The organism is Marinococcus halotolerans DSM 16375, assembly GCF_000420725.1.
In the GTDB taxonomy this organism is placed as follows: domain Bacteria; phylum Bacillota; class Bacilli; order Bacillales; family Marinococcaceae; genus Marinococcus; species Marinococcus halotolerans.
This window is the reverse complement of the sequence record NZ_ATVM01000007.1, coordinates 42,267-57,447: the sequence shown is the minus strand read 5'-3', so window position 1 is coordinate 57,447 and position 15,181 is coordinate 42,267. Positions and strand designations below refer to the sequence as shown.

General features: G+C 48.4%; 9 protein-coding genes. 7 read left to right on the top strand and 2 right to left on the bottom strand.

Annotated elements, in window-relative coordinates; genetic code table 11:
- Positions 1-12: 12 nt before the first annotated feature.
- Positions 13-4,098, bottom strand: coding sequence for a peptidoglycan-binding protein (locus G548_RS0107040; RefSeq protein WP_022793453.1), 4,086 nt, complete (start codon positions 4,096-4,098; stop codon positions 13-15).
- A gap of 383 nt (positions 4,099-4,481) precedes the next feature.
- Here G548_RS0107040 and G548_RS18725 point away from each other — a divergent pair, with 383 nt between their 5' ends.
- From G548_RS18725 to G548_RS0107015, 5 genes are all read left to right on the top strand, one after another.
- A complete protein-coding gene (locus G548_RS18725; protein ID WP_342664629.1) occupies positions 4,482-6,401 on the top strand; it encodes an N-acetylmuramoyl-L-alanine amidase in 1,920 nt (639 codons plus the stop codon).
- Between the two features lie 188 nt (positions 6,402-6,589).
- Entirely contained in the window at positions 6,590-7,753 is a 1,164-nt protein-coding gene (locus tag G548_RS0107030; RefSeq protein WP_022793451.1) for a glycosyltransferase, read from the top strand.
- Between the two features lie 31 nt (positions 7,754-7,784).
- Complete coding sequence (gene cysQ / locus G548_RS0107025; protein WP_022793450.1) at positions 7,785-8,591, top strand: 3'(2'),5'-bisphosphate nucleotidase CysQ; 807 nt, start codon at positions 7,785-7,787, stop codon at positions 8,589-8,591.
- Between the two features lie 82 nt (positions 8,592-8,673).
- Entirely contained in the window at positions 8,674-9,957 is a 1,284-nt protein-coding gene (locus tag G548_RS17575; protein WP_281163396.1) for a flippase, read from the top strand.
- 81 nt (positions 9,958-10,038) lie between these two features.
- Entirely contained in the window at positions 10,039-11,817 is a 1,779-nt protein-coding gene (locus G548_RS0107015) for an SLC13 family permease (RefSeq protein WP_022793448.1), read from the top strand.
- A gap of 46 nt (positions 11,818-11,863) precedes the next feature.
- On the opposite strand, the gene G548_RS0107010 is transcribed toward G548_RS0107015, so the two are convergent.
- Entirely contained in the window at positions 11,864-13,012 is a 1,149-nt protein-coding gene (locus G548_RS0107010; protein ID WP_022793447.1) for a polysaccharide pyruvyl transferase family protein, read from the bottom strand.
- 208 nt (positions 13,013-13,220) lie between these two features.
- On the opposite strand from G548_RS0107010, the gene G548_RS0107005 reads away from it, so the two are divergent.
- The gene (locus G548_RS0107005) at positions 13,221-14,279 is read left to right on the top strand and encodes a nitroreductase family protein (protein ID WP_022793446.1); all 1,059 of its coding nucleotides are present in this window, start codon (positions 13,221-13,223) and stop codon (positions 14,277-14,279) included.
- A gap of 35 nt (positions 14,280-14,314) precedes the next feature.
- Positions 14,315-15,148, top strand: coding sequence for a sulfotransferase family protein (locus tag G548_RS0107000; protein ID WP_022793445.1), 834 nt, complete (start codon positions 14,315-14,317; stop codon positions 15,146-15,148).
- Positions 15,149-15,181: the final 33 nt, after the last annotated feature.

The following is a 15,181-nucleotide window of genomic DNA, read 5'->3' as shown; positions in this document are numbered from 1 at the left end:
CTTTTTATATCTTTAGTTGATTTCCTTGATGCTTAAAATGTTCGATTTCATGGCGTTGGAGTCAACGGCGCTCCGGAACTGGTCACCGGTAAGAGTGATTGTTCCTTTTTCCATGATCACACCGATGCTTTGAAGCCGTTCGTTTTTCATCGTTGGCTGCAGGGCAAGCACCTCACCTTTGTTTTCATTTTTAAAATAATCAACAGCCGAAAGCTCTTTTAACGAAAAGGATTCGGTCCAGCTCACCTGGTTATATACTGACGGGTCGTAAGGGTCCGGGACACCGATCAGGTAGCCGACATTATTTCCCCATACATCTGCTGCGTCCACGGTGTGACCGCTCGCAGAAGCGGAGTAGACGCCTTCCACCAGCCGGCCGTTGTAGTGAATGGCCTGGCCGCCTGTAGACTGGATGGCGTTTAGAATGGTCGGGCTATTATGAGAGCCGGTCGGTACGCCGTGATACACCTGGGAACGAGTATCGTTGTACACATCAAAGTTGCCGGTTGTTTTCATTTTAGTCATCGCATACGAGCGGGCGGCAATCGCCTGGGCTTTGTATGCATCCGGTTCATTCCAGCTGGTGTACATTTCATATGGAACGACGCCTTCAAGATACGTATCGATATTCACGTGGTTAACAACGTCCATCACCCAGCTGCTTGTGTACTTACCGTCTACGAGGCTCTTAGGGAAATGAATCTCTCCCTTGTAGGTAACATCGTCGTATTCGATAGTACCGTTGCTTGCACTTGCTGCGTAAATCGGATCAGTGGTCATTTTTTTCGTTCCGTTATTTGTGACGGTATATGTTCCGTTCCCGCCTGAGCCGTATTTGACGCTGGTGGAGCCGGAGACGTTATCGAACAGCGTGTCTCCATTCGTGGTCACAATGCTGTAAGCGGAGGAGCTTTCGATATCAGCTGAGTTTTTCTGGGTGTCTCCGAGAAGCACACGCATTGTTTTATTTTTATAGCTGTCGCTGCTCACTACGTCGATGCCGGTATAATAATGCTTTAAGATTTCATCGTAGCTGTATCCCTGCTGGGCCATGCCGTAAGCACCCCACTGAGTCATGCCGACACCGTGGCCGAAGCGCTGCTTTCCGGAGAATACGTACGTGGTGCCCCGCTTTTCAACGAGGGAGCTCAAGGTCTGGCCGTTCGCTGATCCGCTTGCAGAAAGCCCGTTGGCGGACTGATAGGCTTTCACCTGGTCAGCGGTCACCTGGTCATACGTGCTTGAGGTGTTGGTGTTGTAGCCGGCAGCTTCAAGGTACTGCTTTAGCATGATGACACTGTCTCCGCTATCACCCTGGCTCAGCACGGAGGTAAATGGTGATGGGATAGATTCGTTCATTTCAGCCTCCAGAGCTTCTGCTGTTCTGCTATCGAGCATCCCAGTCACCGGAAGTCCTTCTGCACGCTGGAAATCCTTTAAAGCGGCTTCCGTTTTTGGCCCGAAGTAGTTGGTTGGGTTGCTTGTCACTGTATACCCGAGAGCGTTCAGGGTCTGCTGCAGGTTTTTGACCTCAGAGCTGGAATCATAGCGTTTCAGTGCATTGTTCCGCTCGGTAACAGCTTCGTTTAAAGCGTCCATTACATCCTCTGTTGCAATGCCGTCTGCTTTCAGTTTGTACGTCTGCTGAAAATCTATTAAAGCGGCTTCCGTTTCTTCACCAAAGTAATTGGAGGCGTCCTTGTTTATCTGGAATCCAGCGTCATTCAACAGCTGGTGCAGCTCTTTTACACTGGAGTGACGGTCGCCTTTTTCAAGGCGGTCGAGTGGCTGACTTGCAGTTTCGAGCTTCTGAATAGATTGCTTATCCAGCACACCGGTGACTGGCAGGTCATACGCCTGCTGGAATTCCTTTACTGCGCTTTCCGTTTTTGGCCCAAAGTAATCGGTTGGATTATCTGTTACGAAGAAGCCGGCATCGTTAAGCATCTTCTGGTACGAACGGACTTTTTCACTGCGAGTGCCGTTGGAATAACCGTTAAGAACTGCGTCTAAAGCTTCTACCGTAGCTGTATCAGCTTCGCCTGTAACGGGCAGGCCGTACAAGCGCTGCAATTCTTTGACCGCACCTTCGGTTTTAGGTCCGAAATAATTCGTGGTGCTGTCAGTCACGTGGAAACCGGCCTGGTTCAGCTTTTTCTGAAGCTTCTGTACGGAATCGTGCCTTGTGCCGTTTTTCAACGTGTCAGGTGGTGTGTCATTAATTCCTTTAAGCAGTTTGATGGTGTTTTGATCCATCGTTCCAGTTACAGATAAATTATTTGCTTTTTGAAAAGCCAGGACAGCCTCTTCCGTTTTTGGCCCGAAGTAGGTGGTCGGATTGTCTGTGACATGGAAGCCGGCGTCATTCAACAGAATCTGCAGTTCTCGGACTTCTTCACCTCTATCACCGCGGGAAAAATCTGAAGAGGTGTCTTCCTGCTTTTCCTCTTCTTTCTGCGGCTGGAGAGCTTTTTCTAAAGCAGCCAGTGTATTCGGCCCGGCAATCCCGTCAACAACCAGGTCGTTGGCACGCTGGAAGTCTTTAACGGCAGCTGCCGTTTTTGGCCCGAAGTAAGTGGTCGGGTTATCGGTCACCTGAAAGCCAGCGTTGTTCAGCTTTTGCTGCAGCAATTGTACCTCTTCTCCGCGGGAACCTTCTCTTAAGGTACTGCTGATGCTGCTGAGACTTTCCGTTTCTTCTGTATTTTCATCAGCGGAATCTTTGTTCAGTGCTTCTTTGATCTTTGCGAGCGTCTTATCGTCAGCCACACCATCAGCCGTTAAGCCGTGATCCTTCTGAAAGGCAATAACGGCTGCTTCAGTCTGCGGCCCGAATTTGCCATTCGGACTCGAGATGTCCAGGTAGCCGAGCGTATACAGGTCTTCTTTCATGGCCTTGGCTGCCGGGCTGTCCACGCCGTCCTGCAGAAGGCCGTTGTCGCTCGAGCTGCTGTCGTCGTTGTTGCTCTCATTCAGCACCTCAGCAAGCTTTGTGAGCGTGTTCGGTCCGGCGACGCCATCGACAACGAGGTTATTGGCACGCTGGAAGTCTTTAACGGCCGCTTCGGTTTTCGGGCCGAAGTAGGTGGTGGGATTTTCCGTGACGTGAAAGCCTGCTGCGTTTAGGTTTTCTTGCAGCTGCTGGACGTCACCACCCGATACACCAACTTTCAATAGACTGGTGCTAAGCGATGCCGGCTGCATGGAAAAGGTGCTGAAAGAAGCAACAGCTGACCGCTGATTATCATCAGTAATTTCCTCATCTGCCTGCTCTTCGTCCTGAGAGTTTTCTTCCTCAGTATCTTCTTTATCCTCAGGTTCAGCTTCTTCCGCAAGTGCTGTTACATCGGAGGAATCGCTTTCTTCGGTATCCTGCTCTTTGTCCTGAGAGTTTTCTTCCTCAGTATTTTTTTCATCTTCTGATAGTATTTCTGTTTCTTTTTGAAGTTCTTCTTCAGGCTCTTCTGTTACTACGTTTTCTTCCGTTTCTTCAGATTCAGATTCAGCTTCATTAGCTGGTTCTGTTTCGTCAGATGACTCGGGAGCTTCGGTGTCCTGCTTTTCCACTGAATGGTCGGCTTCTTCTGTCTCAGTAGCTTCGTCTTCTGCTTCGGTATCGTTGGACTGCTCCGTGGATGCCGAAGTATCTGAATCTTCTTCAGTAACTTCTTCAGTATCCTCTTCAGTATTCTGTTCGTCATCTGAAGCTTCTTCTGATGAATCCGCTTCCGGCTCCTCTTCAACAGGCAACGTATCTTCAGCCAGCTGTTTCAATGTATTGAAGGTTTCTTCATCGACTGCACCGGTAATTTCAAGGCTGTTTTCCGTCTGAAATGCTTCCACCGCTTCAGTTGTTTCTTCATCATAAATACGATCCGGAGTGACTGCTATGTAATCCAGAGTTTCGAGGTATTCTTCGATTTCTAAAACAGTGTCATTTGCTGTTCCTTCTTCAAGGGGAATAAAGGATGTTTCTTCTTCCTTCTGTGTTTCTTCATCGGAGTTCGCTTCAGCTACAATTGGCGGGGCTAGTGTATAGCTAAGGGAAGTGGTGCCAACTAAAGTCCCGAAAATGAGAAACATTGTCGATTTATTCATTCATCAGACGCCCTTTCAATTTTGTGAAAAATAGTCCTTTTTATCTATAATGAAAGTGTATGAAATGGCTAATGAAATTACAAGCAAATTTTAACAAAGAAAATAATTATGCATAAACAAGTAACAAATAACTACCGTGAAAAAGCGTTTATGAAATTTTTAATGGTCATTAAATACTGATTTAAAGGTAATTTCATTCTGTAACATTTGTAACAAAAATGTAATGTTTTAGAATGAATGTTGTTTAAAAAGGGTTTATTTAAGTAAAAAAATGTAATAATATGCAATATGTAAGTTAGTCCCATTGTAGGACGTAAGTATTAGCATATAAAATGTACATGTACCACAAATTTATCAGTAATTATAACGAAAGGAGAGAATAAATCATTTTCCACCTCAAAAACTACATACTACTCGCAGCTGCGTTCGTACTTATAACGTCCTTACTATTCCCAACCCAGCAGGCAGATGCTGCTTCATCTCTAAGAGAGGGGGACAGTGGAAGTGCAGTTCAAGAGCTTCAGAAAGATTTGAATGAAGCAGGCTTCCACGTTACCGACAACCCGACGACTTACTTCGGTCCAAAAACGGATAGTGCCGTAAGGGCTTTCCAAGAGGATCAGAATCTGGTTGTTGACGGCATTGCCGGCCCAAACACCTTATCAGCGCTTGAAAAGGTGCTTAGTGCTAAAAACAGCAGCTCGGATAGCGGAAGCTCAGGCGGCGTGATGAAGGAGGGCGTGAGCGGGTCGAACGTGCAGCAGCTTCAGAAGGATTTGAACGAAGCAGGCTTCCACGTCACCGACAACCCGACGACCTATTTCGGTCCGAAAACGGACAGTGCCGTCCGTGCCTTCCAAAAGGCGAACGACCTTTACGTTGACGGTGTCGCCGGCCCGAACACACTCGCGAAGCTGAAGGACGTGCTGAGTGAAAGCCCGGCTGACGATAGCAGCAGCGACGACAGCAGTCCGAGCAGCAGCGTCATGAAGGAGGGCGTGAGCGGGTCGAACGTGCAGCAGCTTCAGAAGGATTTGAACGAAGCAGGCTTCCACGTCACCGACAACCCGACGACCTATTTCGGTCCGAAAACGGATCAGGCGGTACGCGACTTTCAGGAGCAGTACACACTCACCATTGACGGTGTAGCTGGTTCAAAAACACTCGCAAAGCTTGCGGAGGTGCTGAGTGACAGTTCAAATGACGAGAGCAGCGACGACAGCAGTTCGAATGACAGCGACCTTCTGAAGGACGGCGTGGACAGCCCGGCGGCCAAGGCCATGAAAGAGGACCTGTATACGCTTGGGTACCTGGACATCTCGAGCCCGAATGGCAAATTCGGTCCGCAGACTGAAGCAGCTGTTAAAGAATTTCAGCGCGATTATGATTTGTATGTCGACGGTGTAGCCGGTCCGAAGACACTCGCGAAAATCAGCGAAGTTCTCAGCACTAAAGAGAGTGATGATGAAGCGGGTGATGACGATACAAACGACGTCGGAGATCCAGGAAACTACGGTTCGATTTCGATCATGAAGGTAGGCACGACTCATGACGGCGTGGTACAGCTGAAACTCGACCTTGAAGCGCTTGGTTTCATGAGTGTAAGCAATCCATCCAATCAGTTCGATTCCGCCACCGATCAGGCAGTAAAGGATTTTCAGCGTTCTAAAAATCTTGCGGTCGACGGTGTAGCCGGTCCGAACACAATGAAAGCTCTTCGTGCAGCATTAAACGTAGATGAAACATATCCATCTGAATCCGCTGTAGCCGGCAAGACAATTGTGGTAGACGCCGGGCACGGCGACCACGATCCAGGCGCACAGGGAAATGGATTAAAAGAAAAAGATATTAACCTCGAAACATCTAAATACCTGGCAAGTAAATTACGTGCAGCCGGAGCTAACGTGGTGATGACGCGTGAAAGTGACAAGTATTTGTCGCTCTCCCAGCGTTCTTCGATCGCAAACAATGCAGGCGCGGATGCTTTCCTTAGTATCCATACAAACGCCGGCGGCGGACACGGCATTGAAACTTACTGGTACAGTAAATATGAAGGTGCTGAAAGTAAAGAGCTCGCAGAAGAAATTCAATCAGGCATCATCCGGGAAACCTCCGGAAGAAGCCGCGGGGTGAAGGAAGGGAACTTCCACGTCATCCGCGAAACGAAAATTCCTTCTGTACTAGTGGAGCTTGGTTTCATCGATAACTCCACAGAAGCTTCCTATCTGAAGCAGAGCTCCTACAGAGAAAAGCTCGCTGAAGGAATTTATCAAGGTACGAATTCTTACTTCAGCAAAAATTAAGAGTGAAGAGTTGCCCGTCTGGGCAGCTCTCTTTTCTTTATAGGAAGGAAAAACTACTGCCTGTATTATAGAAGAGGAAATCATCTTTTCACTTAATTGGAAGAAGTGTACAATAGAGCGAGTGATTCATACATAACGAACGAGGGACACAGAGAGAAACTTAAAAACTATTAAAGCAGGTGCTGAAAATGCTGAAAGGCAAAAAAAATAATTATTTTATTATTGGTCAGGAGCGTTGGGACTACGCGGCAATCAAATACCGCAGGCACCGCATTGCTGAACGTCTGGCGGACCTTCCTGAAACGAATCAGGTGTACTGGATCGCCCCGTATCAGACAACCTGGAAAAAAGCGTTGAATTTTAACCGTCACATCAATGTCCGAAAGCTTGATAACGGCATTATTCAATTAGAACTGCCGGAATATAAAGGAATGATCGGACAGGCCGGTATTCTGCCTATCCGGAAGCTGATGCAACGATTTTTCACGACAGGAACCAACAATTACATATGGTATACGTATCCGGCTTTTTGGAAACTCGCAGCTCCGTCACAGGATGAAGTAGTGTATGATTGCAGCGATTTATGGGGAAGCTCCAACTGGTCGGCAGAAGGAGAAGAGCCACTCTGGAAAAAGAACGCGTACCTAAAGCTGATCCGTTTTGCTGAACAGAAAATTGCCCAGCGCAGCGATCATCTATTTGCCACCTCTGAGACACTTGGCAGTCATCTTTCAGCGCTTGCCGGCCGGCCAGCAGAAGTAATTGAAAATGGGGTGGACCTCGAAGGCTACAATGCTCCAAGGCAGGCTGCCAAAGAAGCAGCAGACATCCCGGAGCCAAGGCTGGTATTTTCAGGGGGAATTAAAAAGAAGATTGATCTGAAGCTGGTACGGGGGACGGCAGAACGCTTTCCAGGTGCAAGCGTTGTAATGATCGGGCCGGTTGCAGATGAGCGGGACAGCGACGTGGCGGCGCTTCAGGCGATGAACAATGTACACTTTCTCGGGGAAAAATCGTCAGCCTCTATTCCGGATTATCTGCAGTATATGGACGTCGGGTTAATGCCGTACAAAGATATTGATTATAACAAAGCGGTGAGCCCGTTAAAGCTGTTTGAATACCTGGCCGCCGGACTTGGTACGGTCGGTCACGGCGTACCTACAACAAAAGGGCACCAACAGCCGGGCGTGTACGTTCACTGCGAGTCGTATGAAGCTTTTTTTGAACAGATAGAAGCAATGCTTGCTCAGGCTGAGACTCCTGAACTTATCGAGCAGCGGAAGCAGGTCGCTGGGCAGCACGGCTGGGCGGAGAAAATTGATTATATCATTAGCGCCGTGCACGGGGAGTAAGTGACTATACCATCTATAAAGGAGCATACTTATGCAGGCAATTATTACAAGCGCAGTCATTTCGATTGCAGTGGAAGCAGGACAGGAAATCATGGAAGTGTACAAGCGGGATTTTACAGTCGAGCATAAAGAGGATGACTCCCCGCTGACAGAAGCGGACAAGCGTGCCCATAATGTAATCGCCAAGGGCCTCCATGAAGCGGATCCGGAAACACCGGTTATCAGTGAAGAAGGAAATACGGTGAATTACGAGCAGCGCAAAGACTGGAAATCGTTTTGGCTGGTGGACCCGTTGGATGGTACGAAGGAATTTGTGAAGAAAAACGATGAGTTTACAGTTAACATCGCAAAAATTGAAGGACAGTATCCGGTCATGGGCGTCATCTATGTACCGGCCCAGGACGTGCTGTACATCGGCAGTCAATCCTTTGGGGCCTACAAGGTCACCGATGTCAGCTCCAGGCTGCCGCTCAGTGAAGAACTGCTCCAGCAGCATGGCGAAAAGCTGTCGGCTTCCGAGCCTGAAGGGGAAGTGCATGTTGTCGCCAGCCGCTCACATATGTCAGCGGAGACCGAAGCGTTTATTAACGAATTGAAGGAAACATATAGCGGGGTGGATGTAGTATCTGCCGGCAGCTCGCTGAAGTTTTGCCTGATTGCAGAAGGAAAGGCCGATTTTTATCCGCGCTACGCGCCAACGATGGAGTGGGACACCGGCGCCGGGCAGGCAATTGTAGAAGCAGCCGGAGGTACTGTCGCCAGATACGAAGACAATGAAAGATTCTTCTATAATAGAAAAGACCAGACTAATGGCTGGTTTGTAGTGAAGTCATTTTAAGTCGTTTTCTTATTTACGGCATAAAAAATGAACGGGGAATGAAGGTGTAATAGTGCTTGGTAGTTTAGCGCGTTTTAAAGATATGTTTTTTAACGCCGGATGGATTATGTTTGAGAAGTTCTTTCGAATGGCGGCAAACTTTCTTGTCGTTATTATGGTTGCCCGTTTTCTAGGCCCTGACCAGTTCGGCATTATTAATTACTTAATGGCAATGATTAATATTTTAGGGCCGATTACTGCGCTTGGCATGGCCGGGGTGCTTGTCCGGGATCTGGTACGCAATCCGGATCAGCAGAATGAACTGCTCGGCACGAGCTTTGTATTGAAGTTTCTGGCAGCACTCATCAGCAGTATCGGGCTCGTCATATTTGCGCTCTTTTATGAGACAGATCCAATGCTTATCTGGTTTACGGTCGTATTTTCGTTATCGCTTTTGTTTAAGCCGTTTGAAAACGTTAAGCTGTACTATGAATCGATTGTAAAGTCCAAGTACGTGGCGCTGTCAGAAAGCCTGGTACTTATCGTATTTTCCGTTTTGAAGGTAGTGTTTGTGCTCCTGCAGGCAGAGCTGCTTTATTTCGTAATTATCTATGCCGCAGAAGTAGCGATGACCAGCCTGGCGAAAGTGATCTTTCTGCGTAAAAATGAAATGTCCCTCCTCGACTGGAAGTACAGGTCCAATCTTGTTAAACCGCTGCTGACCCGGTCCCTGCCGCTCATTTTTTCGAGTATGGCAGCAGCGATCTATATGAAGGTCGATCAGATTATGCTCCGGTTTATGGTCGATGAGACAGCTGTCGGCGTGTATGCAGTAGCGGCCCGTATGTCAGAAATATGGTATTTTATCCCTATAGCAGTGATTACCTCGGTTTTTCCGGCGATGATCAAGCTGCGGAGCAAAGACACCGCCCGCTATCACCGACGTCTCCAGGCGGTATTTGATATACTCTTTCTGCTTGCCTTTTCGCTGGCAGTCGTAGTGACATTTATAAGTGAACCGTTCGTAAATATTGCCTTTGGAGAAGAATACAGGGCCTCTGCTGCCATATTGTCTATTCATATATGGGCGGGCATTTTCGCCTTTATGCGCCAGGGGCTCAGCAGATGGCTGATCAACGAGGATTATCTTCGTTTTTCCCTGTACAGCCAGGGTGGCGGAGCGATCATTAATGTGGCACTGAATTTTATGCTTATTCCGAGGTATGAAGGAATTGGAGCGGCCATCGCGACGATCAGCGCGTTTTTTATTTCTACTTATCTTGTCTGCTTTTTCACAAAAAAAACCCGGCCGATTGCGTTTATCATGACCAAATCATTTACAGCGCCGTTCCGGGTAAGATCCATTATCAAAAATTTAAAAAGCTAGAACTGAAAAGAGGCTCCCGCAGCGGGTCTCTTTTGCTGTATAATCACTCCTATAAGAATGGTAGGAAATAGAGGGGTACATATGACTATCGAAATGGGTGTCGTATTAATATTAATCGCAGGAATGCTCCTGGCGCTGTTTTTTGAAATCGCACGGCCGGATATGATCGTGTTTACCGTGTTGGTTATTCTGCTGATCAGCGGTATCCTGACGACAGAACAGGCCCTGGTCGGGTTTTCCAACGAGGGGATGCTTACGGTTGCGCTTTTGTTCATCGTCGCCGGGGCAGTGCAGAAGAGCGGGATCGTGGAACGGTTTATGACCGGCTGGCTGCAAAAGAGCCGTGGACCGGTATCATCAATGGTACGGACCTTTGTGCCGATATCCGGCATGTCGGCGTTTTTAAATAACACTCCGATTGTGGTCGCGTTCACCCCAATTATTAAAAAATGGTGCGAAGACCGCGGTTATGCACCATCCAAATTTTTAATCCCTCTGTCGTATGCGACGATTATGGGCGGAACAATTACGCTGATCGGCACATCGACCAACCTGGTCGTGCATGGGATGCTTCTGGATTACGATATGGCGGGGTTTGGCATGTTTCAGCTGGCGATTGTCGGCCTGCCGCTTACGGTCGTCGGATTGATTTACCTGTTTACTGTCGGCTACCGGGTACTGCCATCCTATGAAGGAACGCAGAAACGGATGGAGGATGAGGCGAAGGAGTACCTGTGTGAAATGAAGGTCGAGCCGACGTTTCCATACGTGCGGAAAACCGTTCAGGAAGCAGGGCTCCGGGATTTGCAGGGAATGTTTTTGATCGAAATTATCCGCCGGGATGAGCGGATATCGCCGGTAAGCTCCAATACGATTGTGCAGGCGGGGGACCGTTTAATTTTCACCGGTGTAATCGAAAAAATGGCTGACCTGCAGCGCACAGCGGGGCTTACGCTGAAAACTGGCACCGAGCTGACGCTCGATGATTTGCAGAACGGATCGAACCAGCTGGTGGAGGCAGTTGTCTCCCACCAGTCCTCGCTTCAGTCCAAGACGATTAAACAGGCGCAGTTTCGTTCGTCCTACGATGCAGGCGTAGTTGCGGTACACCGTAACAACGAACGGATCCAGAGTAAAATCGGGGACATCCGCCTGCGTCCCGGGGATTCGCTTTTGTTGCTCGCCGGCTCGGATTTTCTGCAGAAGTACAAGCGCTCGAACGATTTTTACGTCGTTTCTGCCCTGGAGACCCCGGGATCGATCAGGGAGAGGCCCGCGAAGGGCTGGTTCTCGCTCGGGGTGCTGCTGGCGATGATTGCGATTGTCACGATTGGGTGGCTCAGCATGTTTCAGGCAATGGCACTGGCAGTGCTCATTTTCTTGGTGGCACGTATTATTACACCCGAGGAAGCGAAGCGCTACGTACAGTTTCAGGTGCTTCTGCTGATTGCGAGTGCTTTCGGGGTGGGGTCGGCGATGACTGAAACCGGACTCGCTGCCTGGATAGCGAAGGGGTTGCTTGCCTTCGGGGAGCCGCTTGGAATCATCGTTATTCTGTTTTTCATTTACGCTCTGACGAACCTGTTCACCGAACTGATCACAAACAGTGCGGCGGCGGTGCTGATGATTCCGATCGGCCTCAGTATTGCTGAAAGCCTGAATGCCAATCCGATGGGGTTTGCCGTTACAATTGCGATCGCTGCTTCGGCAAGCTTTGTTACGCCGATTGGGTATCAGACGAACCTGATTGTGTATGGTCCCGGCGGTTATAAATTCTCCGACTATATTAAAGTCGGCCTGCCGCTCACGGTCATTGCGATGGTGATGACCGTCGGCATCGTGCATACGTTTTATTTTTAAACAGAGAAATGGCTCCGGAGCTGATGGCCCCGGAGCCTGTTATGTTCTATAGCAGGTAATCCTGCTGGTCGAGGGTTTTTAGTTTTTTCTCAATGGCGGCTGATTCCTGCTCCCACTGATTGTATAAAACGTCCAGCTGCTGCATCACTTTTTCCGTCTGCAGGCTGGAGATGTCTACGTGGTAGCGTTCCTGGTGAAAGTATTCCAGCAGCTCCTTATATTTGGCTGCCCAGCCGATCACAAGCGCCGGGGTGGAGGAGCGGTAGGCGTGAATAATGGAGTGGTACCGGGAGGCGACAATAAATTTCTTGTTGTGCAGCTCTTCCTCGGCGTTTTCGGACGTGACCTCGACGACCGGGATCTGTTCAGCTCTGCTCTGGTCGGAAAGAGATTCGAGAATTTCCTCGCACAGCTCTTTGTCCTCCCGGGAATGGTATAAAAGAAAAATGTTTTCCTGCTTGCTTTCGAGAAAGCCGATAATGCTGGAAAAGTAAGCAATGACATTCTCTTTTGGCTGGTAATTGAGCAGCTTCTTGTTTGGAACTAGCGCGACCGCATTCCGGCTCACCTCATGTTTGGACTCCGGCGCTTTATTGGTGAGGACCAGGTCCATGGCCGGCGTGACGTCGTCCGGACGAAAGGCGGAAATATGCCCACGGCTTTCGCTTTCTCTCGCAAACACCTTTTCCGGGTAGGAGAGTGCTTTTCGAAGCAGATAATGCATGAAGGGCTTCAGCGTTTTGGAATAGGTGAACGGACCAAACGACTGCGGCAGAAGCGCTGAACGCACGTTATACTTTTTGGCAAGTAAAAGGTTCAGCAGATAGCTCCACTGGTGCCGGAGCGTAAACTGGTTGGAAAGCCCGAATCCGCTGATGTCATAAATCTGATCGGCTTCAAGAAAAGCCCTGCGCAGCTTGTCCATGCGCTTTCGGATCGATCGTTTTTTCGTTACACGGTACATGAGCTCGTACAGCGGAGTTAAATGAAAATAAAGCACGAGGCGGTCATAGAACGATAGCGTAATTAACTCGTACGGAAACTCGCGGACGTCCTTTTCGTCGTGTTCAATATTGGTCAAAAGAAGAATATGGTGTTCGGGATACTTGTTTTTCAGCTCGCTTGTGACCGTATAGATCATTGCTTCTGAGCCTTTGTTGTAAAGCTGCGCCCCGGTAATAATAATATTTGGCATAAGTAAGTTCATCTCCTGTGATGAATAGTGATTTAACCGCTTAAATTAAAAGTATAGACCAAAAGGAAAGGAGAAATCAATCCGCCTTCCCTTGCTGTTTTACGGCTGATTATTCGTGCCTCTGCTTATTTTACGGAGACAGTTGTACGCCTTTGCAAAAACACTGTATAATAACGATAGAATTATTACAAATACAGGGAGAAGATGTATGAAAAGTACAGTTAAAAAAATAATGCCGGCAAAGGCCGTTCGAATAATTACGGGAAAGGTTCCCCAGGCAAAATTAAGCTTGTCCATTAAAGTGGTTGAAGTGTTTTCGCGCACGAAGTTTTTAAGCAGTGTCTACTACATATTCAATCCGGAATTCCGCCGCGAAACGCACAGCGTGATGAAAGGAAAGCTCGAGCATCTTAAAAGCTTTCAGGCGGAAACGTCGAATTATTATCTGCTCCGGCGAAATATTCACCGTCTGGAAAAGGGACTGCTGATGAGTCCCCGGAGAGACATTTTTGGCGCTTCTTTTATTCTCGAAACCGTCAAATGCTTTAATTATTTAAAGGACCTGTATCCAAAAGACGAGCAGATCACCTGGGCCAATGATGTATTAACAGAATATTTTGCAGTAACGGTCTCGCAGAAGGACCGTGACAAAGCGGAACGGCTTTTTCAGCCGCTTGAAGAAAGGGAAACCAATAAAAAGCCGTACCAGCGGAACGGGGACATTGAACTCCGCACATCGATTGAAGACCTGCAGGTGCTTGCCCAACACCGCCGTTCGGTCCGGTGGTTTCGGCCGGGCAAGGTAGAGCAGGAAAAAATCGATAAGGCGATGCAGGTGGCTGCCCAGGCTCCTACTGCATGCAACCGCCAACCTTACTACTTTAAAATTATTCAGAATGAGGAGCTGCTAAGAAAAGCAGTGGATATACCGATGGGGACGAAGGGATTCAGCCATAATATCAATAACCTGGCCATCGTCATCGGGGATCTGTCCGCGTATCCGTTTGAAAGAGACAGACACCTGATTTATATTGATTCCTCTCTTGCTGTTATGTCCTTTCTCTTCGCGCTTGAAAGCCAGCAGGTAAGCTCGTGCGTATTAAACTGGCCGGATATTGCCATAAAAGAAGAAGAGGTCAAGAAACAATTCAATTTGAAGGATTCCGAGCGGGTCATTATGTTTATCGCCTTCGGGTATCCGAACTACGATGAAAAGGTTGCTTTTTCACAAAAGAAAGAGCTCGACCGGTTGAGAACGTTCAGCTGACACATGTATGTAATACACCCAGGGAGGCGTACACTATGGGTTTTCCCCCGTCTGCATTTTTGATCGGTGCGCAGAAGGCAGGAACAACGACACTTGCGAATCTGCTCGGTCAGCATCCGGATGTCAGTCTCGCAGAGCCGAAGGAGCCGGATTATTTGTCCAATCAGTACGGCCAGGGGCTGGAGTGGTATAAGGAGCGGTTTATTGACCCGGAGGCAGAGGTGCTGCTCGATGCTTCGACATCGTACACGCTTGCAAGCCCCAAGTATGAATATGAGGATAAAAGCATACCGGAGCGGCTGTACGAGCTGAATCCGGACGCAAAGCTGATCTATATTATGCGGGATCCGGTGGAGCGGACGTATTCCGGGTATCTGCACAGCAAACGGTACGGCAGAACAACCCAGAGCTTCAGCGATCTGATTCGCAACAAGGAGTTTCATCATATTTATACGAGCGATTACTACACACAGGTCAGCCGCTGGTTGGAGGTTTTCCCAAGGGAATCGCTGCTTCTGTTATTGTTTGAAGACCTGAAAGAAGAACCGGAAGCCACCGCCTGGCATTGTTTGGAATTTCTGAGACTGGACAGCGACATAGAGCTTAGCATGGATGTAAAAATGAATGAAAGCTATAATACGACAGCCGCGGGAGGGAAACTAAACGGGCTGCTGCGTAAATACCGTTTCATCAATGTTAAATGGATACCGCAGAAGCTTCGCAGGCGACTTATGAAAGCGTTCATTGTGAGCAAAGAGCCAGTCGAAAAAATGAGCGACGAAGACCGGAGCTATCTGCAGGAGCATTTCCGTCTGATGAACGAACAGCTGAAGCGGGAATACGGGGTAAATACGAACAAGTGGAGCTGAAAAAGGTACCGGAAAAGAACTGGAAACGGGAGC

Excerpts from the sequence above, each read along its gene's own strand:
- G548_RS0107030 (WP_022793451.1), top strand. The coding sequence starts at position 6,590 with ATGCTGAAAGGCAAAAAAAATAATTATTTTATTATTGGTCAGGAGCGT.
- G548_RS0107010 (WP_022793447.1), bottom strand. The coding sequence starts at position 13,012 with ATGCCAAATATTATTATTACCGGGGCGCAGCTTTACAACAAAGGCTCA.
- G548_RS0107015 (WP_022793448.1), top strand. The coding sequence starts at position 10,039 with ATGACTATCGAAATGGGTGTCGTATTAATATTAATCGCAGGAATGCTC.
- G548_RS0107000 (WP_022793445.1), top strand. The coding sequence starts at position 14,315 with ATGGGTTTTCCCCCGTCTGCATTTTTGATCGGTGCGCAGAAGGCAGGA.
- G548_RS0107005 (WP_022793446.1), top strand. The coding sequence starts at position 13,221 with ATGAAAAGTACAGTTAAAAAAATAATGCCGGCAAAGGCCGTTCGAATA.
- G548_RS17575 (WP_281163396.1), top strand. The coding sequence starts at position 8,674 with ATGTTTTTTAACGCCGGATGGATTATGTTTGAGAAGTTCTTTCGAATG.
- cysQ (WP_022793450.1), top strand. The coding sequence starts at position 7,785 with ATGCAGGCAATTATTACAAGCGCAGTCATTTCGATTGCAGTGGAAGCA.
- G548_RS0107040 (WP_022793453.1), bottom strand. The coding sequence starts at position 4,098 with ATGAATAAATCGACAATGTTTCTCATTTTCGGGACTTTAGTTGGCACC.